At 70.6% G+C, this 19,800-nt stretch carries 15 protein-coding genes and 1 pseudogene; 5 read left to right on the top strand and 11 right to left on the bottom strand.

The genetic code is table 11. From position 1 onward, the window contains the following. Positions 1-56: 56 nt before the first annotated feature. From FDM97_RS23810 to FDM97_RS23785, 6 genes and pseudogenes are all read right to left on the bottom strand, one after another. Positions 57-539 carry a MarR family winged helix-turn-helix transcriptional regulator gene (locus FDM97_RS23810; protein ID WP_175439218.1) on the bottom strand — a complete coding sequence of 161 codons (483 nt, stop codon included), beginning with the start codon at positions 537-539 and terminating at the stop codon, positions 57-59. Between the two features lie 61 nt (positions 540-600). Then, complete coding sequence (locus tag FDM97_RS23805; RefSeq protein ID WP_137992524.1) at positions 601-1,938, bottom strand: circularly permuted type 2 ATP-grasp protein; 1,338 nt, start codon at positions 1,936-1,938, stop codon at positions 601-603. A gap of 101 nt (positions 1,939-2,039) precedes the next feature. Continuing rightward, positions 2,040-2,939: a hypothetical protein gene (locus tag FDM97_RS23800; RefSeq protein WP_137992523.1), complete on the bottom strand. Its 900-nt coding sequence runs from the start codon at positions 2,937-2,939 to the stop codon at positions 2,040-2,042. Positions 2,940-3,072: 133 nt separating this feature from the next. After that, positions 3,073-3,222 (bottom strand): annotated as a pseudogene (locus FDM97_RS23795) (right-handed parallel beta-helix repeat-containing protein); the annotation flags it as partial. 5 nt (positions 3,223-3,227) lie between these two features. Beyond that, entirely contained in the window at positions 3,228-4,019 is a 792-nt protein-coding gene (locus tag FDM97_RS23790) for a helix-turn-helix transcriptional regulator (RefSeq protein ID WP_137992522.1), read from the bottom strand. Between the two features lie 31 nt (positions 4,020-4,050). Further along, positions 4,051-5,754, bottom strand: a complete 1,704-nt coding sequence (locus FDM97_RS23785; RefSeq protein ID WP_137992521.1) for an amidohydrolase — start codon at positions 5,752-5,754, stop codon at positions 4,051-4,053. Positions 5,755-6,082: 328 nt separating this feature from the next. Here FDM97_RS23785 and FDM97_RS23780 point away from each other — a divergent pair, with 328 nt between their 5' ends. The 3 genes from FDM97_RS23780 to FDM97_RS23770 are packed head-to-tail and all read left to right on the top strand — an operon-like array spanning position 6,083 to position 9,161. Beyond that, positions 6,083-6,532, top strand: coding sequence for a hypothetical protein (locus FDM97_RS23780; protein ID WP_137992520.1), 450 nt, complete (start codon positions 6,083-6,085; stop codon positions 6,530-6,532). Next, positions 6,532-8,613 (top strand): hypothetical protein, encoded by a 2,082-nt coding sequence (locus FDM97_RS23775; RefSeq protein ID WP_137992519.1) that lies wholly within the window; start codon positions 6,532-6,534, stop codon positions 8,611-8,613. The genes FDM97_RS23780 and FDM97_RS23775 overlap by 1 nt, the downstream gene beginning before the upstream one ends. Positions 8,614-8,624: 11 nt before the next feature. Further along, complete coding sequence (locus FDM97_RS23770; RefSeq protein WP_137992518.1) at positions 8,625-9,161, top strand: hypothetical protein; 537 nt, start codon at positions 8,625-8,627, stop codon at positions 9,159-9,161. A 48-nt stretch (positions 9,162-9,209) separates the two neighbouring features. Here FDM97_RS23770 and FDM97_RS23765 read toward each other — a convergent pair whose 3' ends face one another. From FDM97_RS23765 to FDM97_RS23750, 3 genes are read right to left on the bottom strand one after another with little or no spacing between them, the layout of a single operon-like run. Continuing rightward, a complete protein-coding gene (locus FDM97_RS23765) occupies positions 9,210-10,556 on the bottom strand; it encodes an ABC transporter substrate-binding protein (RefSeq protein ID WP_137992517.1) in 1,347 nt (448 codons plus the stop codon). Between the two features lie 53 nt (positions 10,557-10,609). After that, positions 10,610-11,590, bottom strand: coding sequence for a carbohydrate ABC transporter permease (locus tag FDM97_RS23760; protein WP_175439217.1), 981 nt, complete (start codon positions 11,588-11,590; stop codon positions 10,610-10,612). Positions 11,591-11,594: 4 nt separating this feature from the next. Continuing rightward, complete coding sequence (locus FDM97_RS23750; protein WP_137992516.1) at positions 11,595-12,521, bottom strand: carbohydrate ABC transporter permease; 927 nt, start codon at positions 12,519-12,521, stop codon at positions 11,595-11,597. Between the two features lie 275 nt (positions 12,522-12,796). On the opposite strand from FDM97_RS23750, the gene FDM97_RS23745 reads away from it, so the two are divergent. Beyond that, positions 12,797-13,798, top strand: coding sequence for a LacI family DNA-binding transcriptional regulator (locus FDM97_RS23745; RefSeq protein ID WP_137994992.1), 1,002 nt, complete (start codon positions 12,797-12,799; stop codon positions 13,796-13,798). Positions 13,799-13,875: 77 nt separating this feature from the next. Here FDM97_RS23745 and FDM97_RS23740 read toward each other — a convergent pair whose 3' ends face one another. Beyond that, positions 13,876-14,871, bottom strand: coding sequence for a LacI family DNA-binding transcriptional regulator (locus FDM97_RS23740; RefSeq protein ID WP_137994991.1), 996 nt, complete (start codon positions 14,869-14,871; stop codon positions 13,876-13,878). A gap of 597 nt (positions 14,872-15,468) precedes the next feature. Between FDM97_RS23740 and FDM97_RS23735 the strand changes: the two genes are divergently transcribed. Then, complete coding sequence (locus FDM97_RS23735) at positions 15,469-17,919, top strand: RICIN domain-containing protein (RefSeq protein ID WP_254705737.1); 2,451 nt, start codon at positions 15,469-15,471, stop codon at positions 17,917-17,919. A 114-nt stretch (positions 17,920-18,033) separates the two neighbouring features. Here FDM97_RS23735 and FDM97_RS23730 read toward each other — a convergent pair whose 3' ends face one another. Beyond that, positions 18,034-19,785: a glycoside hydrolase family 35 protein gene (locus FDM97_RS23730; RefSeq protein WP_137992515.1), complete on the bottom strand. Its 1,752-nt coding sequence runs from the start codon at positions 19,783-19,785 to the stop codon at positions 18,034-18,036. Between the last annotated feature and the right edge of the window lie 15 nt (positions 19,786-19,800).

Raw genomic sequence — 19,800 nt, 5'->3', positions numbered from 1 at the left:
CGTTACACGAACCATATTGGTTCGTGTAACGAACTTCAACTCTTTCGATTCTCGGGTCAGTGTTTACGGATGGTGGGAGCTCCCTCTTCCGGCTCCAGGAAGACCGCCGGAACCTCGTTGTCCCGCACGACGCGGCCGAGCAGATCGGCGAGCGTGGCGAAGTCCGCCGCGTCGAGCCCCGCCGGCAGCCGCTCGACCCGCCGGCAGGTCTCGGCGTAGAACTCCTCGGCGACTTCGGCGCCCCGCGGGGTGAGCGCGACCCGTACCGCGCGCATGTCCCGCGGGTCCGCCTCGCGCCGGACCAGTCCGTTGCGCTCGGTACGGTCCACCAGGCCGGTGAGGCTGGACTTGGCGAGACCCAGCATGGCCCCCAGTTCACTCATGCCGTACGGCTGCGCCATCAGGACGCACAGCAGTTGCCCCTGCTGCGGAGTGAGGCCGTGTTCCCGGCTCGACTCGGCGTACACGGCATTCACCAGGAATGTGGACCGCACCAGCGCGGTCGCCATCCCGATCCGGCCGTCATCATGCTTACCCATGGGGGCAGGCTACACCTGGACGGCCCTGTAATTCGCTCAGCGAACTACCCGGGATGTGCGTTCAGGGATGGGAGAACACGCCGACCATGCGCGTGTCCGGGTTGCTGCTCATCCCGACGATCGCGGCGCCGTCGGCCCGGTTGGCCCGGGCGTGCGCGCCGGCGTACCCCCGGTCGGTGAGGAAGACGCCCAGGGCCGCGACCCAGTCGTCGACGGCGCCGGTGGCCGGGTCGTACACCGGCTCGGGGCGGGGCGTGACGCGTTCCTGGGCCAGATAGCCGTGTTCGGCGGCGAAGGCCAGCGCCCGGTGCCACTCGGCGTCGGTGCTCTCCCAGCCGACGAACGTGTCCAGGCCGCCGTACCCGGCCCCGGGTTTGAGGATGAGCCGCTCCCTGCGCTCGCGGCACAGGTCGAGGAGCTCGGCAGGCCCGGAGGCGCGCAGCGTACGGCTCCATGGCAGCACCCGGTCCACCAGGGCCCGCTCGTCGGCGTCGAAGGCGGTGCTCCAGCGCGGGTCGGAGAGCAGGGCCAGCGCGCTCTTGTGGGAGTAGAGACCGCTCTCCAGTGAGGTGAACAGCACGGTCCTGCCCGCCTCGTGGGCCCGGAAGAACGGTTCCGCCACCTCCGGTCCTTCCGGATCGTCGAGCAGCTGAACGGCCGCGAAGTTCCGCAGGACGACGTCGAGCGGGGTGCCGTCCAGGGTCAGCTTGCCGTCCGGCCGGGCGCGCACCTCGCCGACCTCGCCGATCCGCAGATCGAGACCCTGCGCGGCCATCGCCTCCTGGAACGCGCGCATCAGCCGCCCGTACGGAGCGACGCCCCCGCGCCCCTCGATGAGCCCGACCACCGGCTCCGCGCCGCCCGCCACGACGGGCCGGGCCCGCTCGCGCAGCACGGCCGCGATCTCCGCGGCGATGTCCACGTGGCCGAGCCGGTGCTCCTCGGCGAAGGCGGCGAACTCCGGTACGCGCAGCAGCCCTTGGTTGAACACGGCCATGTCCAGGCCTCCCACCTCGCTGCCGAGGTTGAACTCCAGGAGCTTGTACGAGGTGCCGTCGTGATACGCGTCGGCACGGCCCAGCCTGTCGGGACGGCCGGAACCGGCCCGGCTGAGCAGCGCCGCGTGGTGCGGTTCGAGCCCGATCTCCTTCGCGTACCGCTCCATGTCACCGTCGAAGAGCCGGTGCGGCAGGGACACGAGGAGGTCGAAGAGGCTCTCCACGTCCTGGGCGAAGGCGGCCATCTCCGGGGCGTGGACGAACCAGGGGCGGGGGAGCAGATGCCGTCGCCAGGCCTCCGTGAAGGCCGGGGGCAGTTCGGCGCGCGCGACGGCGTCGCGCAGTCCGCCGCCACCCTCGCGCCGGCACTCGTCCACGTATATCCGACTCAGCTGCGTCATGTGTATCGGCTCGATTCACTGAGGAGTTCGGGTACGTGGGCCAGTCGACCACGCCGGCGCGGCCGGTCGTGGCGAAACGCGGCGCCCGCGCCCGTCTCCGCTCAGCGCACTCCCTCGGGACGCTCGATCCGGCCGCTGTACGGGCCCTGGTTGTCCTCCCGTACCTCCTGCTCGTACGCGATGTCCTGCCCACCCGCGTACGGGACGAGGAAGCCGAACGTGAACCGGTGGCTCGTGACGCGGTACGTCTTCGCGTCCAGGACCAGCACCTCCTCGAGATGCGAGAGGGTCAGCCGCGCGTCGCTCACCGGGATGCCGGCGGCGCGGAGCTGGTCGGCCGTCGGGTCGAACTCGCGCTTCGCCTTCTTGACCCAGGGCAGGTCCCGTACGGCGGTCAGCTTCCGCTTGCCGTCGCTCCTCACGGCGAGCTCGATCGTGCCGTCGGCCTCGACCTCGGTCACCGTCACGGCGTCGTCGCCGGCCCGCGCGTACGCCCGGAACTCCTCGACGGCCGCGACCGCGTCCTCGACCTTGTTCCGCATCGCGGGCTCGGAGGCGGGCGCGGCCTTCCACGCCGCGCCGCCCTCCCTGAGGTACGCCGTACCGCCGACGACGTAGATCTCCTCCTTCTTCGTCCTCCCCTTGCTGCTGGTACTGCTCCCCTCCCCGTGCAGGACCTCCGGCTCCATGCCCCGCCGGACCGTGGCCCGGTAGGTGGCGGCGCTCCTGTGCCCCTGGTGCGTCAGCCCCTCCTGCCCCCGCACGGAGAAGGACCAGGCCGCCTCCTGCGCCATCGCCTTCTCGGCGAGGCGGAGGTGGTCCTCGGCGGACTCCGGCCCGGGCGGGGGCGCGGCCTCGGACGCAGTCGCGGTCGCAGTCGCGGACGTCCGCACGGCCTCGGGGCTCTCGCCCTCGTCGGCCGCCGCGCCGCAGGCGGTCAGCGCGAGCGCGAGCGGAAGCGGGAGAGCGAGTGCGGCGGCGCACCTGGGGCGAGTTCGCATGGAGCAGTCCTTACGTCACGGCGGGGGCGCGGACTGTACAGCAGCGACCGGCCCGCGATCACGCCGACGCCCATTGCTCGCGAACGGCACAGAACGCGCCCCTCTTCGGCCGGTCAGGCGGTCCGCCGCCTTGTCACGGAGCGACCGCGCTGCCGCCGAAGGTCACGACAAGGCGGCCGTCCGCGGCGAAGGACCAGGCCAGGGCGCCGGCGTACGAGGAGCAGCGGGAGCCGTTCGTACCCGACCAGAACGGGTTCGAGCCGTCGACGTCGCCGATGGTCCTGTGCGTCACGGGGCCGGTTCGAGCCCCCAGGCCGCCGCGCGGGCCGCCGCCGCCGCGCGGTTGGGGAGGTCGAGCTTGGTCAGGATGTGCTCGACGTGCGTGGCGACGGTACGGGGCGCGATGTGCAGGCGGCCCGCGATCTCCCGGTTGGTGCGCCCGCCGGTCAGTTCGGCCAGTACCTGCAGCTCGCGTGGGGAGAGCCCGCCCGGGGCTCTGTCCGGGGCTCCGCCCGGAGTCCCGGGCGGACCGGTGACGGCGCGGGCGCACGGGTCGGTGACCATGGCGAGGGCTTCCGTGAGCAGCGCGAGGACCGCGCGGACGGGGCCGCCCGCGTCCTGCGGCCGGCACGTGCTGACGTTGAGCATCCCGACGTACCGGCCGTCCGGCGCGAACAGACACTGCGCGACGCCGCCCTCGACGCCCAGGGGCCGGAGCACCTCCTGGAACCCCGGTGAGCTCGCGAGGAGTCGGTGCGGCACGTCGCCGAGCCAGAGGCCGCCCTGCGAGGGTTCGCGGAGCACGGAGAACATCGGGTCGTGATGGAGCCCCGTCTCGATGTACGCCGTCGCGTCGTACGGGTAGCTGCCCGCCAAGGTGGCGTGGCGCCGCAGCAGCGGATCCCACCGGGCCAGAGAGGCGTGGTCGTACGCCATCACACCGGACAGCGCCGCCAGCACCGAGTCGGCCGCCCCGGCCTCCCCGGCCGCCCCGGCCTCACCGTGCACCGCGCTCCGGGCCGCCTCGCGTACCCGGAGCGCCGCGTCCAGAATGTCCGTGGCGGTCCGTTCCTCCTGCATCCTCCAAGGATGATCACGAGCCCGAGGGCGGTCAAACGGCGAGGTCGTCGTGGACGATCCGGCCGCCGAGCACGGTCAGGACGACGGGCATGTCCGGCACGTCGTGGGCGTCGGCCGTGAGGAGATCCCCCGCGAGCGCGCAGAGGTCGGCGACCTTGCCCACCTCCAGGGAGCCCTTCCAGTCCTCGGCGAAGTCCTGCCGGGCCGCGTTGATCGTGTACGTACGGATCGCCTCGGCCAGCCCGATGCGCTGCTCCGGGCCGCTGACCCTGCCGCCGGCCTTCGACTCGCGCAGCAGCATCGTGGCGACACCCTGCCGCCAGTCGGGGAACGTGACGGGCGCGTCGGAACCGCTCGCCACCGACACCCCGGCGTCGATCGCGTCGCGGTAGGGCCACGCGTACGCGGCGCGCTCGGCCCCGACGAACTCCTCCTCCATGTCCGCGACGGTCCACTTGATCGTCGGGTTCATGTTGACCCCGAACCCCTGCTCGGCCAGCGACTTCATGCTCCGCGCGCTCAGGAAGTCGCCGTGGATGACGTAGTGCCGGGAGTCGGAGCGGGGGTGCTCGGCCGTTGCGACGGCGAACGCGTCCACGACGGTGTCGATACCGCGGTCACCGGTGACATGGACACCGATCTGGAACCCGGCCTTGTGCGCGTGCCGGATCATCGCGCCGATCTCCGCGATCCGCTCCTCGTCCGTGTCGCCGCCGGCGCAGAGGGCCCCGCAGCCGCCGCCGATGTACGGCTGGTGCATCCAGGCCGTCTTGTTGGGCACGATGCCGTCGGCGAAGATCTTGACCCCGAGGACCCTGAGCAGCCGCGGATCGGCGTCGTCGGGGAGCCGGAGGCCGTCCAGGGCTTCGGCGAACTCCGCTGCCGTGCTCGCCATTCCGGTCGGGAGCAGCAGGACGCCGACCCGCGCCGTCAGTTCGCCGTCGGCGAGGAGCCGCCGGTAGACGTCGAGCGTGCTCGTCGCGAGGGCGCCGCGCATCAGTTCGTCGCCGCCCGGACCGAGCCCGGGCTCCGTGTAGCTGGTGATGCCGAGCCTGGCCAGGGCGGCCAGGGTGGACCTGATCGCGTCGGCGCGTACCGCGGGGGAGAGGGCGGGCAGGGCCCGTTGGACGAGGGCCTGGGCACCTTCGTGGAGCAGCCCGATGGGCTGCCCGGTCTCGTCGGTGAGGATCGCGGAGCCGGGAGGCGCCTCGGTGCGCGCGTCGACGCCGGCGAGCTCCAGGGCCTTGGAGTTGACCCAGGTGGTGTGCCCGGAGAAGGAATGCAGCAGGACCGGGTGGTGCGGGCTGACATGGTCCAGGTCGTGGCGGGTGGGCAGCCGGGACGGATCGGCCACGCACTCGTCGAGGTAGCCGGTGTCCCAGCCGTTGCCGATGATCCACTCACCGGCCGGGAGCCGCCCGGCCGCGTCGCGGACCGCCTCCGCCACGTCCGCAAGCGACGTCACGTGGGGGTGGGTCAGGTCCAGCGCGAGCGGCGGCTGCGTCAGGCCGAAGGCGCACGCGTGCAGATGCGAGTCGTTGATGCCGGGAAGCAGCGTCCCTCCCTTCAGGTCGACGACCCGGGTCACGGGGCCGATCAGGGGCGCGACGTCGTCGCCGTCGCCGACGGCGCTGATGATCCCGTCCGTCACCGCCAGGGCCGACACGACCCTGAAGTCGGGGTCGACCGTGAGTACCTGTCCGTCGAGAAACACCAGGTCCGCGTACGTGGTCAAGGCAGAGTCCTTTCGAGCGGCGGCCGGCGGGCGTGGCCCGCGGGCCGGTCTGCGAAGGACTATGCGTGCGAGGCCGCGACACGCACATCGGTCATCCGACCGATGGGGACTCACCGACGCTCCCCGCAAGCCGCTCGACCGGGGTTCCGCCGGTGCTGTCACGACCTGGGGTACTTCGTGACCGGAATCCTGACCGGGTGCGGGACGGCCGCCGTCGGGGCGGGAGACTCCCGTCAAGTCCGGTTGCTAAAGTCAATATTTCGAGTGGTAGATCGAACCGGCTTATCCAAAACGGCGGAGCAACAGGACGCACGGGGGAAGGGGTCTGATGGCCTGGGACGAGTGGGAGCAGCTCAAGACGGAGGCCGCCGAGAAAAGCTCCACGGCGATGCAGCTGAACCGGGTTCCGGACGAGGGCGGCGCGCCGCCACCCCCCGGGGGTGATCTGAAGGTCAGTCAGCAGGACCTCGCGGCCGTCGGTGACGCGGCCTTCCGTCTTTTCGACAATCTGGGGAAGTACGGCCGTGACGCCTGGTCCGTCAGCCAGACGGCGGCGAAGGACCTGAGCACCCAGGGCTTCGCGCTGGGCGGCGCGCTCGACCACGTACAGGAGCGCTGGGAGAAGCAGCTCAAGACCTTGCTGGACGCCTGCGCGCACATTTCCAACCACATGGACTTCACCCAGGGCGCACACGCGGGTGACGAGTACTACATCTACGGCGTCGTGAGCAGCATCGCGACGCTGGACGAGGGCTTCACGGAGAGGACGCAGCGCTGATGGATCTCGAAACGCTGCGACAGGGCAATTTCGCCCAGCTCGGGCAGGCCATCACCGCCTGGAAGGGGGTGGTGGACAAACTCAAGGGGCTGGAAACGGACGCTCGGGACGACATGAAGGCGAAAGCGGACAAGGCCAACTGGGCCGGCATGAACGCCACGATCTCCCGTGAATTCATCACCAAGACGGCGCACGAATTCTCCGACGCCCACACCCAGGCGACGACCATCCACGACATCCTCAAGGACACCCGCGACGAGCTGGTGAGTTACAAGGAGCAGCTGGACCAGGCCCTGGAGCGCGGCCGCAAGAAGAACCTCACGGTGACCCCGATCGCCGGTGGCGGCTTCACCGTCACGATGCTCATCCACCCGGACCGCGCCGCCAAGGGCCACGAGGTCCCGGACCACTCCCCTCAGGACGCGGAGCACCTGCGGGACGACGTGCAGCGCATCCTGAACCGGGCGACGGAGAGCGACACGACGGCCGCGACCGTCCTGCGCGCCATCGTCGACCAGGCCGAGACCGGCTTCTCGGGGGCCAAGTACGGCGACCGCGACTCCGCGATCGACGCCGTGCGCAAGGCCGAGGAAGCGGCCAAGCTGATCAAGGAGAAGGGCGACGAGATGTCGCCCGAGGAGTTCCAGAAGCTGAACGGGCTCCTCGCCTCCTACAAGAACGACCCGCTGTTCCAGGAGAAGTTCGCCACGCAGGTGGGCCCGAAGGGAATGCTGGACTTCTGGGCGGACCTGTCGAGCCCGGACAGCACCAAGGACCTGACCCGGACGCAGCTCAACCAGCTCGGCGAGTTCCAGAAGAACCTCGGCTTCGTCCTGGGCGGCGCCACCCAGTCGGACAGCCCTGCCATGCGGCAGTGGGAGAACGACATGGTCAAGCTCGGCCCCGAGCGGTTCCGCACCCGCACCGGGGAGGCCTACGGCTTCCAGATCATGAGCAACCTCATGCGCACGGGCGACTACGACGACCAGTTCCTCAACAAGTACGGCAACTCCCTCGTGGAGACCGAGAAGAAGATGAGGATCCCGGACCGGTTCTACCTGATGGAACCGACGCTGAAGATGAACTTCATCGGCGATGCGGAGTTCGGCCGTGACCCGATGGCGGGCTTCATGACGGCGCTCTCCAACAGCCCGGACGCGGCGACGGACTTCTTCAACACGAAGGAGCCGCAGGACAACGCCCAGTGGGTGCTCAAGGACCGCCCGTCGTTCGACGACTCCCCGCTGAAGGACGGGCCGAACGAGACCCTGGACGCGACCGGCAAGGCCATGTTCGCGGCGGTGTCGGGCGCGACCGGCCCGGACGCCCCGAGGTCGGAGTTCCTGGAGCACACGCCCGAGCATGTGGAGGCCATGAAGCGGTCCCTGCAGTTCCTGTCCGAGACGGGCAACGACTTCCCGCCGGAGCTGCGGAACGACATGGCGTGGGCCATGGGTAACCATGGCGACGTCGTGCACAAGGCGATGAGCGATCCGTTGGGCACGCATGGACTCGACTCCGGGCAGCTGATGGAGGTCAGCAAGCAGATCTCCCGGAACAAGGAGGCCTACGTCGAGCTGACGAACCAGATGCACCTGGCGATCATCGGCGACATCAATACGGAGACGAAGCATCCCGAGAACAGTCTGGACCGGGCGGGTCGCACCGTCGGCTTCCTGGAGGAGGCGCGGTACCAGGCGACCAACGACGAGAAGAACGGCGATCTCACCGACGCCTCGTGGAAGAAGAACTGGGCTTACCACATCATCGGCGGCGCGATCACCCCGTGGCACCCGGCCGGCGACGCGGCACAGCGAGTCGTGGACCTGGTGGCGTCGTCCTGGCTCCAGGACAAGCAGAACGAGATCAACGACACGGCCACGGCCAACCACAAGGAGACGTACGCCGCCCGTAACGGCGAGCTCCGTGGCCTGGCGGACGTCTGGTACGAGCGGAACAAGGCGTGGGCCGACGACCCGGCGCGCGACGGGTACTCCGGGGACTTCGGCGTCTACTCGAAGATCGGCGCCTCCGCCAATGACGGCAACGACAAGGCCGAAGGCATCGCAGGGGACAACTGATGAGTACGAGAATGAGCCGCGCCATCGCGTCGCTCGTGGGCTGCGGCCTCGTGCTGTCGCTCACGGCGTGCGGCGGCGGGCGCGAGTACGCCGTTCCGCAGGAGGCCTGCGGGGTCGCGCTCAACGAGAAGACACTCGATCCGTTCCTTGTCGACGGCAAGGAATTCAAGGTCGTCGGCGATCCGCTGACCGAGTCGAACGGGAAGAACTCCTGGAGTTGCTCGATCTCGGTCGATGACGGGCTGGTGGTCGACTTCCGGGTTGACAGCGTCGACAAGATCTACGATCCGATGGACGAATCGGAGAGCTTCCGTTTCACCCATCGGGCGAAGATGGAGGACCTGCCGTTCAGCGGCCTGGGCGCGCTGGGCGACCGTACCGCCATGGTCAGTACGAACTGCGCCGGTCCCAAGGCGGACTACCTCGTCACGGAGATCCGCCTCAGCACGAAAGCCGGCGGCGACGACACCGAACGCCGCAAGCACATCGAGGCCTTCACCGTGGACTTCGTGCCCAAGGTGAAGAAGGTACTCGGCTGCACGGCCTGACACCCGCGCCCGCGGCCGGCTCCTGCGGGAGCCGGCCGCGGGCGTGCGCTACTTGCCGACCGTGAAGCCCTGGTCCTTGCCGTACTTGACGCTCGCCTCCTGCCAGGCCGTCAGGCCGTCGGTCAGCGTCGTGGGGGAGACGTACGCCTTGCCCACGGTGTCGTTGAAGACCGAGTTCGCGTACACCTGGTAGGGCAGGTAGGACCAGTCGGAGCCGACGTTGGCGGCGGACTCGGCGAAGATCTGGTTGGCCTTCTGGCCGCCGAAGTACGGGAACGGGGTGTCGAGGAAGGCCTTCGACTTCAGGTCGGCGCGGGTGGCCGGGAAGGCGCCCTCGGCGACGCGGCTGCTCGCGCCGGCGCCGGTGGTCGCGAACTCGGCGAAGGCGTAGGCCAGTTCCTTGTTCTTCGCGGCCTTCGGGACGGCGAGCGAACTGCCGCCGTTCTCCGCGCTCGCCTTGGCGCCCTTCGTCCACTGCGGCAGCGGGGCCACCCGCCAGTCCCCGGACGCTGGGGTGACACCGGACGTGAAGTTGGCCGGCATCCAGGCGCCGATGGAGAGGGTGGCGATGGAGCCGTCGGCCAGGCCCTTGTACCAGGCGTCGCTCCAGGAGCTGATCGGCGCGACCAGCTTCTCGTCGAGGAGCTTCTGCCAGGTGGCGGTGTACTTCTTGGTGCCCTCGTCACCGAAGTCGATCGTGACGTCGGTGCCGGCCGTCTTGTACGGGCGGCCGCCCGCCTGCCAGATGAGGCTGGTGGTGGCGCCCGCGTCGCCCGTGTCGTTGGTGATGAAGACCTTGGGGTCGGCCTTGTGGAGGGCGCGGGCGGCGTCCACGTACTCGTCCCAGGTGGTCGGGACCGCGATGCCGTGCTTGTCGAAGACCTTCTTGTTGTAGAAGAACGCCATGGGGCCGGAGTCCATGGGCAGGGCGTGGATCGCCTTGTCGTCGGCGACCGCGTTCCAGGGGCCGGGGGTGAAGGTCGTGCCGTACTTCCCGGCGCCGTAGCCGGCGAGGTCCTCGACGGACTTGGCGATGGTGAACTGGCCGAGGGCGTAGTACTCGACCTGTGCCACGTCGGGCGCGCCGGAGCCGGCCGCCATGGCGTTCTGCAGGGCGGTGTACTGCTTGTCGCCCGTACCGGCGTTGACCAGCTCGACGTCGACCTTGGGGTACTTCTTCTCGAAGTCCTCCGCCACCTTCTTGAGCGTGGGTTCCCAGGCCCACACGGTCACCTTTCCGCCCTTCTCCAGCGCGGCCTTGACGTCCTGCGGGCTGCCGCCGCTGCCGCTGCCGCCGCCGTCCGAGGCGTCGGAGCCGCAGGCCGTGGCGGTCAGGGCGAGGGTGGAGGCCATGGCGAGGGCGCCGAGAAGCCTGCGGGTGGTGTGCGTTCTCATGGGATGTGCTCCTGGTCGGTGGTGCGGGTGGGAGGGGAGGGACACAAGAGGGGTCATTCCTTGACGCTGCCCGCGGCCAGTCCTGACTGCCAGTACCGCTGGAGCAGCAGGAAGACCACCACGATCGGGACGATCGTCAGCAGGGAACCGGTGATGATGAGGTCGAAGACCGCCTCGCCGCCTGCCGTCTGGGCCTGGGCGTTCCAGGCGTTGAGGCCAAGCGTCAGCGGGTACCAGTCGGGGTCCTTGATCATGATCAGCGGCAGGAAGTAGTTGTTCCAGGTCGCGACCATCGAGAACAGCAGCACGGTGACGGTCCCCGGCATCAGCAGCGGCAGGGCGATCCGGAAGAAGGTGCGCAGTTCCCCGGAGCCGTCGATGCGCGCGGCCTCCAGGAGCTCCGTGGGGACGGCCTCGGCGGCGAAGACCCACATCAGGTAGAGCCCGAAGGGAGAGATCAGGGAGGGGACGATGACGGCCCACGGGGTGTTGGTCAGCCCCATGGTGCTGAACATCAGGAAGGTGGGGACGGCCAGCGCGGTGCCGGGTACGGCCACGGCCCCGATGACGACCGCGAAGACGGCCTTGCGGCCCGGGAACTCGTACTTCGCGAGGGCGTAGCCGCCGAGGACGGCGAGGACCGTGGCCCCGCCCGCGCCGGCGACGACGTACAGCAGGGTGTTGAGCAGCCAGCGGACGAAGACGCCGTCGTCGTACGTGAGGGTGCGGGTGATGTTGTCCCAGAGGTGGACGTCCTCGGCGAACCAGAGCCCGAAGGAGTCGAGGAGGCCGTTCTGGTCCTTGGTGGCGTTGACGACCAGCCAGGCGAGCGGAAGCAGGGTGTAGACGAGGACCAGGCCGGTGACGAGGGTCAGCGGGATGCTGGGGCGCGGGTTGAGCGGGGTGTGGGGTATCGACTTCCGGCGCGTCGACCGCTTCGACCGCTTGGACGCGGTCGGGGCGGCTCCGCTCGCGGACGGCTCGGCGGCGGGGGCAGAGGCCGCGGAGGCGGCGGTGGTGGTAGGGGAGGTCATCGGCTCAGCCCTTCCGCATGCCGCGCAGCTGGACCGCGTAGGCGATGATCGCGGTGATCACGCCCATCACGATCGCCACGGTCGCCGCGTAGTTGTGCTGCTGCCCCGAGAAGGACAGCGAGTAGGTGTAGAGGTTGGGGGTGAAGTCGCTGGTGATCGCGTTGGGGGCGAGCTTCTGCAGGATGCTCGGCTCGTTGAACAGCTGGAAGCTGCCGATGATCGAGAAGATCGTGGCGATGACCAGCGCGCTGCGGATGGCCGGAAGCTTCACCGAGGTCACGACGCGCCACTCGCCCGCGCCGTCGATCGCCGCCGCCTCGTACAGCGATCGGGGCACGACCTTCAGCGCGGAGTAGAAGATCAGCATGTTGTAGCCGACGAACTCCCAGGTCACGATGTTTCCGATGGAGGCGAGGACCAGCGACGGCGAGAGGGGGTCGGGCAGGGTGACCCCGAAGGTGTCGTTGATGTTGCCGACGAGGCCGAAGCGCGTGCCGTACATGAAGCCCCAGATCAGGCTGGCGACGACGGCGGGGACCGCGTACGGCAGGAAGATCGAGACGCGGAAGAAGGTCCTGCCGTAGAGCCGGCCGCTGTCGACCGCGAGGGCGACGAGGAGCGCGATGCCGAGCATGATCGGCACCTGGACCAGGAGGAAGAGGCCGACCCTGATCAGCCCGTCCCAGAAGCGGGGGTCGGCGAGCGCCTCGCCGTAGTTGTCGAGTCCGACGAAGGAGGTGCCGCCGATGAGCCGGTCCTTGAAGAGGCTCAGGTAGAGGGCGTATCCGATCGGGGCGAGGAAGACGAGGCCGAAGACCGCGACGAACGGGCCGGCGAAGCCCCAGCCCACGAGGGCCTCCTTGCGGAGGCGGATACGGACTCGTGGGCGGGGCGGTGGTGCTGCCGTAGCGCGCGTCGACAGGAGCGTCATGGCTGGGTCCTTGCGTCGGTGACCGAACGGTCCGGAGACGGGGAGCGAGATAGGCGTGCCTGGGGGCCGGAAACCGGCCTGCGAGGTCTGGCCGACGAGAAATGTTTACGTAATCATCGGTAGCGTGATGGTGACACCCCCGCTGGGGGGCGTCAAGCGCGAAGCAGCGGTGAATGAGAGGGATTCGGGTGGCGGACAAGAACACGACCGGCCGGTCGACGGCGGCCGGAACCGACGGCCGGCGAGGCGCCAGAGGCAGGCCGCGCCGTGTCTCCATGGCGGACGTCGCGCAGCTCGCGGGAGTCTCCTCGCAGACCGTCTCCCGGGTCTCGAACGGGGACGCGGCCGTCGTCGAGAGCACCCGCCGGAAGGTCCTCGACGCGATGAAGGAGCTGGGCTACCGGCCGAACAGCGCGGCCCGCGCCCTCAAGCGCGGCGAGTTCCGCGCCATCGGCGTGATCACCATGGGGCTGTCCAGCACCGGCAACGTACGCACCCTGGAGGCCATCGCCGGATCGGCCTCCCGCGCCGGCTACGCCGTCACCCTGATCCCGCTCGACGCCCCGACGCAGGACAACGTCCGGGGCGCCTTCACCAGGCTCGACGAGCTGGCCGTCGACGCCGTCGTCCTGATCATGGAGGTGCACCTGCTCGACACCGCCGCGCTGACCCTGCCCCCGCACGTCAAGGTGGTCGTGGTCGACTCCGACGCGACGGGACGCTTCCCGGTCGTGGACACGGACCAGCGGCAGGGGGCCCGTACGGCCGTGCAGCACCTGCTCGACCTCGGTCACGGCACGGTGTGGCACGTGGCGGGGCCCGAGGAGTCCTTCGCCGCGGGCCGTCGCGCCGACGCCTGGGAGGCGGTACTGCGCGAGGAGGGGCGGAAGGTGCCCCCGGTGCTGCGCGGGGACTGGACCCCCGAGTCCGGTTACGAGGCCGGCCTGCGGCTCGCCGCCGAGGCCGCCGCCTGCACGGCGGTCTTCGTGGCCAACGACCAGATGGCGCTCGGGGTGTTGCGCGCCTTCCACGAACGGGGCGTGCGCGTCCCGGAGGACGTGAGCGTCGTCGGCTTCGACGACATCGCGGAGGCCTCGTCGTTCATCCCGCCACTGACGACGATCCGTCAGGACTTCGCCCAGGTCGGCGAGTTGTGCGTGGACGCTGCTTTGAGGGAGCTGCGCGGCGAGACGGTGACGGGGGTACGGCTCGTGCCGACCACGCTGGTCGAGCGGGCCAGTACGGGGGCGCCGGGACGGGGCGCGGGAGCGCGCTGAGGGTCGGGTGGGCTCAGACCCGAGTGGTTCCGGTGGGCTCGGGTGGGCTGGGGGGCCTGGGGTGGGCTCGGGTGGGCTCAGGCCGTGCTGCCCGGCCGTGGCGGGGCCGTACTGGAACGGACCACGAGGACCGGTTCCACCGCCCTGCTCCGCGGGCCGCTCGTACGGCCTTCGATCTGGTCGAGCAGCAGCGCGACGCAGTGCCTGCCGACCACCTCGAAGTCCTGGTGGACGGTGGTCAGGGGCGGATGCAGATACGCGGCCTCGGCGATGTCGTCGAACCCGGCCACGCTGATGTCCCCGGGGACGTCCCGGCCGGACTCGTGCAGGGCGCGCATGAGGCCCAGCGCCATCTGGTCGTTGGCGGCGAACACGGCGGTGACCTCCGGCCGGCGGGCCAGACCGAGACCGGCCCGGTACCCCGACTCCGCCGACCAGTCCCCGTACAGCACCGGGGGTACGGGAGCGCCCGCGCCGGTCAGCGTACGGTGCCAGGACTCGGCGCGCCGTCGCGCGGCGAAGGAGTCGTGCGGGCCCGCGAGATGCCAGACCGTGCGGTGCCCGAGCCCGAGGAGATGGGCCACCACGCTGTGCGCGCCGTGGGCCTGGTCGAAGTCGACGTGGGGGTAGCGGTGGCCGGTGTCCCCGTCGGCCACGACGACCGGCATCGACGGCGGCAGATGGAGCGAGGGGGTGTCGAGGATCTGCGACTCGACGAGCACGATGCCGTCGACGGACTGCAGCATCAGATGCTGGAAGGCCTGGCGGACGGCGGCCTCGGTCGGGGCGCGTACGCCCATGAAGTTCACCGAGAAGTCGGCCTCGCGGGCGGCGTCGGCGATCGCGCCGAGCGTACGGGCGTTGCCGTGCGCGCCCATCCCGAAGCTGACCACGCCCAGCGCGCCGAACCTGCCGGTGACCAGGGCGCGGGCCGCCGTGTTGGGGCGGTAGCCGAGGACCTGCATGGCGGCGAGCACCTTCTCGCGCGTGGCCGCGTCGACGTTCTCCCGGTTGTTCGCCACCCGGGACACCGTCTGGGAGGACACGCCGGCCATCGTGGCGACGTCCGCCATGGACGGCCACTGGCGGGCCGGCCGCGAGCGGGGCGACCTGGTTCTCTTCTCCGTCGCCATGCACACGACCTTCCGTCGAAAGACTGGCGGCGGACGGCACGCGGGCCGGCCACCGTACTGCTGCATGTTGACGCAAACATGGGGGGCGGTCAAACCGTCGGGCGGATGTCGTCAGACTCCTTGACAGCCCCTTTCGGCCCTCTCAGACTCTCCCCGAGCCGCTCGTGTTAACGCGAACATGGAAGGGTGACACCGCGAGGCATCGTGGCGGTCACCTCCGTCGGCGGTGCCGGGACCGACGCCCGGTGCTCCGCCCTTTCCGTACACCGCACGCTTCCCGGGGGCGTGCGTTCCGGCCTGCCGCATCCGCATCCGCAGGCTGCCCGCACCCGTACCCGCATCCGCATCCGCAGGCTGCCCGCACCCGCATAGCACCGCAACTGACCGTGGTCCGGGCACTCGTCCAGTGTGCCTCCAACGGCGGCCCGCCGACGAGACGTTGCGGCGCCGTACGGCCCTCTGACCGGCGCGACCACCCGAGCCGCACTCGACCCGCACTCGACCCGCACTCGACCCGCACTCACCAGGGAGTTGTACGTGTTGTCCCCACGCGTTCGAAAGGCAGCCGGGCCCCCTCGGCGTACCCGGCTGCGCGCCCTCGTCACCGCCTCCGCGCTCCTCCTGCCCGCCCTCGCCGCGTCCCCGGCCGGTTTGGTTCACGCGGCCGAGACGGCGGCCGAGACGGCGGCCGAGGCGACGGCCGAGGCGCGGACAGTTCGCCCCGATCCCGGCTACCAGCAGCCGGCCTTCGAAGGCTGGGGCACCGCCCTCGCCTGGTTCGCCAACGTCACCGGCGGCTGGCCCGACGCCCAGCGCAACCGGCTCGCCGACGACCTCTACGGCGCGAACGGCCTCGGCTTCACCATCGCCCGCTACAACATCGGCGGCGGCGACAGCCCCGAGACCGCCCCCTACATGCGGCCCGGCGGCGCCGTCCCCGGTTACTGGAACCGGCCGGGCCCGGAGAGCCCCGACTGGTGGGACCCGGACAATCCCGCCCACTGGAACCCGCAGGCCGACGCGAACCAGCGCTGGTGGCTGAGCGCCGCCCAGGCACGCGGCGCCGACACCTTCGAGGCGTTCTCCAACTCCGCCCCGTACTTCATGACGAACAGCGGCCTCGTCTCCGGAGCCGTCGACCCCCGGCAGGACAACCTGCGCTCCGACCAGTACGACCGGTTCGCCGCCTACCTCGCCGGCTCGCTCCGCCGCGCGGAACAGGGCTCCGGTGTCACCTTCGACTCGCTCTCCCCGGTCAACGAGCCCAACACCGACTACTGGCGGGCCGGCGGGCGACAGGAGGGCTCGCACTGGGACCCGGCCTCCCAGGCCCGGATGATCGGCACCCTGCGCGCCGCGCTCGACGCCCGGGGCATCGCCACGCCGATCGCCGCCATGGACGAGACCAACCCCGGACTGGCCCGGACGAACTGGGAGCAGTACGCACCCGCCGTCCGTGACGCCGTCGGGCGGATCAACGCCCACACGTACGGGACGAACGGACGCACCGGCGTCCGCGACATCGCCAAGGGCGAGGCGACCCCGCTGTGGATGTCGGAGGTGGACCTCGGCGGCAGCGTCCCGCAGAGCTTCACGGACATGAGCCCCGCGCTCGACCTCGCCCGCCGGATCAACGACGACATCCGGGAGCTGGAGCCCCGGGCGTGGGTGCTGTGGCAGGCCGTCGAGGACTACGAGAACATGACCCCGGAGCGCGAGAACTCCAACTGGGGCCTCATCCAGACCGACTTCACCCCGGCCGACGCGGCCACCGAACCGCTGCGCAAGAACAAGAAGTACTGGGCCATGGCCCAGTACAGCCGCTTCGTCCGGCCCGGCGCCCGTGTCGTCGCCACCGACGACCCCGACACGCTGGCGGCCGTACGTCCCGGTGGCCGGGGACTCGTCCTCGTCCACACCAACCGGAGCGGTACGGCCCGCGAGCTCACCCTCGACCTCGGCGGCTTCCGGAGCGCCGGCGGCGCGGTCGAGCAGTACACCACCGACGCCACCCGCAACCTGCGGCGCGGAACGGACCTCATGGTCTCGTCCACGTCCCTGAAAGCCACCGTCGGCGCCGGTTCCGTCACGACGTTCGTCCTCCCGGGCGTCACGGGAGTGGACCCCGCGGCCACCGGGGCACCCACCGGAGCGGCGCGGCAACTCCTCAACGACCACAGCGCAATGGCCCTCGCCGTCGCCACGGTCGACGGCAGGGACGCCGTCGTGCAGCGCACCTCGAACCCGGCCGACACCGCCCAGCAATGGGCCTTCACCAAGCTGTCCCCGGCCGACTGGAGCAGCACCGCCACCTACCGCGTGACGAACGCCAGGACGGGCAAGGCGCTCGCCGTCACGGCCGGGGCGCTCGGCTTCGCGACCCCGGGAACGGGCGCCGACCAGCAGTGGATGCGCTCGACGACCGGTGACGGCCACGCCACCCTGGTCAACAGCGCCTCCGGCCTCCTCCTGGACGTCTTCGGCGCCGCGACGAACGACGGAGCCCCCGTCGGCGTCTACCGGCCGACCACGGGGGCCAACCAGTCCTGGACCTTCCGTACGACCGCGGCGGACACCTGGCAGGCGCCGGTCTTCCGGCACAGCTCCAAGTGCCTGGACGTGGTGGGCGGTTCGACGTCCGACGGCGCCTCGGTCGTGCAGTACGCGTGCAACGGCGGGACGAACCAGCAGTGGTCCCTCCGTCCGGCCGCGACCGGCTACGTGAGCGTCGTGGCCCGGCACAGCGGCAAGTGCCTTGATGTGAGCGGGGCTTCGAGCGCGGACGGTGCGCAGGTCTTCCAGTACGGCTGCAACGGCGGCCGGAACCAGGAGTGGGCGGTGCGGGCCGCCGACACGGGGCACGTCACCCTCGTGGCCCGGCACAGCGACAAGTGCCTTGATGTGAGCGCGGGTTCGACCGCCGACGGCGTCGCCGTCCGCCAGTACACCTGCAACGGCGGGACGAACCAGCAGCTGCGCTTCGGCTGACGGCTGACGGCTGACGGCTGACGGCTGAACGGAGGACGGCTCCGCGCGAACGGGCCGGGCACCGACTCGCGGTCGGCGCCCGGCCTCTGGCATGCCCTGCCGTCCCCTACTCCTCTACTCCTCGATGGGGCCGAGGTCGGCGGCCTGGCGGAAGTCGACGGTACGGGCGCGGTGGGCGGCGTGGAGTTCCAGGACGACGATCTCGTTCGTCCCGGGGCGCAGGGCGGGCGCGGGGACGTACAGCGACCGCTGTGGGCCACGGGACCAGTAGCGGCCGAGCGGGAAGCCGTTGACCCAGGCGTTGCCCTTGGTCCAGCCGTCGAGGTGCAGGAACGTGTCGGCCGTCTCGGTCAGCTCGAAGGTGCCGCGGTGGAAGGCCGGACCGACGGGTGTCGTGGTGGTGGCCGCGAAGGGGACGTCGGCCGTCGTGGTGAGCGGGAGCGGACGGTTGGTCCAGCCCGTGAGCGCGGCGCCGTCGAGGAGGACCTCGCCGAGCAGCCCCTTGCGGTCGTGGATGCCCTGGCCGTAGTTCACCCGTCCCTGGTTCTCGACGAGGATCGTGAGTGCGGTGCCGGCCCGGGGGACCGTGAAGGCCACGGCGTGCTCATGGCCCTCGCGCTCCAGGACGCCGACCGGCTGTCCGTCGACGAAGACCTGCGCCCGGTCGCGGACCTGCTCGACCTCGAGCAGGGCGGGTCCGTGCCCGGGCAAGGTGGTCTCGTAGAGGACGAAGCCGAAGTCCTGCTCCAGCTCCTCCATGGTGAGGGGGTGACGGGACTCGACGGCGGGAGCGAGCGCGGCGGCGTTCGGAAGCAGCTGCGCGGTCTCGGTCAACGCGACGGCGGGCAGGGCAAGTTTGCGGCCAGGGGCGGGGACGGGTCCGCCCGGGACGGGCGCGTACTTGGCGATGATCTCGCGGAAGGCGGTGTACTTCTCCGTCGGGTCACCGGCCTCGTCGAGCGGGGCGTCGTAGTCGTAGGACGTGACGGTGGGCCGGTAGGTGTGCTTGTCGTTGGCGCCGTTGGTGAAACCGAAGTTGGTGCCGCCGTGGAACATGTAGAAGTTGACCGAGGCGCCCGCGGCGAGGAGTTCGTCCAGCTCCCGTGCGGCCTGGTCCGCCTCGCGGACCACGTGCCGCGCGCCCCAGCGGTCGAACCAGCCGATCCAGAACTCCGTCGTCATCAGCGGCCCGTCCGGGCGCTGGGCGCGCAGGGCGGCCAGGTGGTGGGCCGAGCGGCTGCCGAAGTTCGCGGTGGCGAGGACACCGGGCAGCGCGCCCCGCTCCAGGTCGACCGGCTGGTCGCAGGTGAAGAGGGGCACGTCGACCCCGCAGCGGCGCAGCGAGTCCGCGAGGTGTTCCAGGTACGCGGTGTCGTCGCCGTACGCCCCGTACTCGTTCTCCACCTGCACGGCCAGCACCGGTCCGCCCTGCGAGGCGAGGTACGGCCTCAGCGGGGTGAGCAGGCGGCCGAAGTAGTCGTCGACGGCGGCGAGGAAGCGGGGGTCACGGGAGCGCAGCCGCATGCCGGGCTCGGCGAGCAGCCAGGACGGAAGCCCGCCACCCTCCCACTCGGCACAGATGTACGGCCCGGGGCGCAGCAGGACGTACAGCCCCTCGGCGGCGGCGAGTTCGAGAAAGCGGGGCAGGTCGAGCCCGCCGTCCAGGTGGAAGCGGTCGGGCCGCGGCTGGTGGAGGTTCCACGGCACGTAGGTCTCGACGGTGTTGAGACCCATGAGCCGCGCTTTACGCAGACGGTCCGCCCACTGCTCGGGGTGGACCCGGAAGTAGTGCAGCCCGCCGGACAGGATCCGGAAGGCTTGGCCGTCGAGCAGGAAACCGGCCTTGTCTGTCTGAAGAACGGGCATGGGCTTGCTGCTCCT

Source organism: Streptomyces vilmorinianum (assembly GCF_005517195.1).
In the GTDB taxonomy this organism is placed as follows: Bacteria; Actinomycetota; Actinomycetes; order Streptomycetales; family Streptomycetaceae; genus Streptomyces; species Streptomyces vilmorinianum.
Note: the sequence above shows the minus strand (reverse complement) of the source record. Positions and strands in the feature narration are given on the sequence as shown.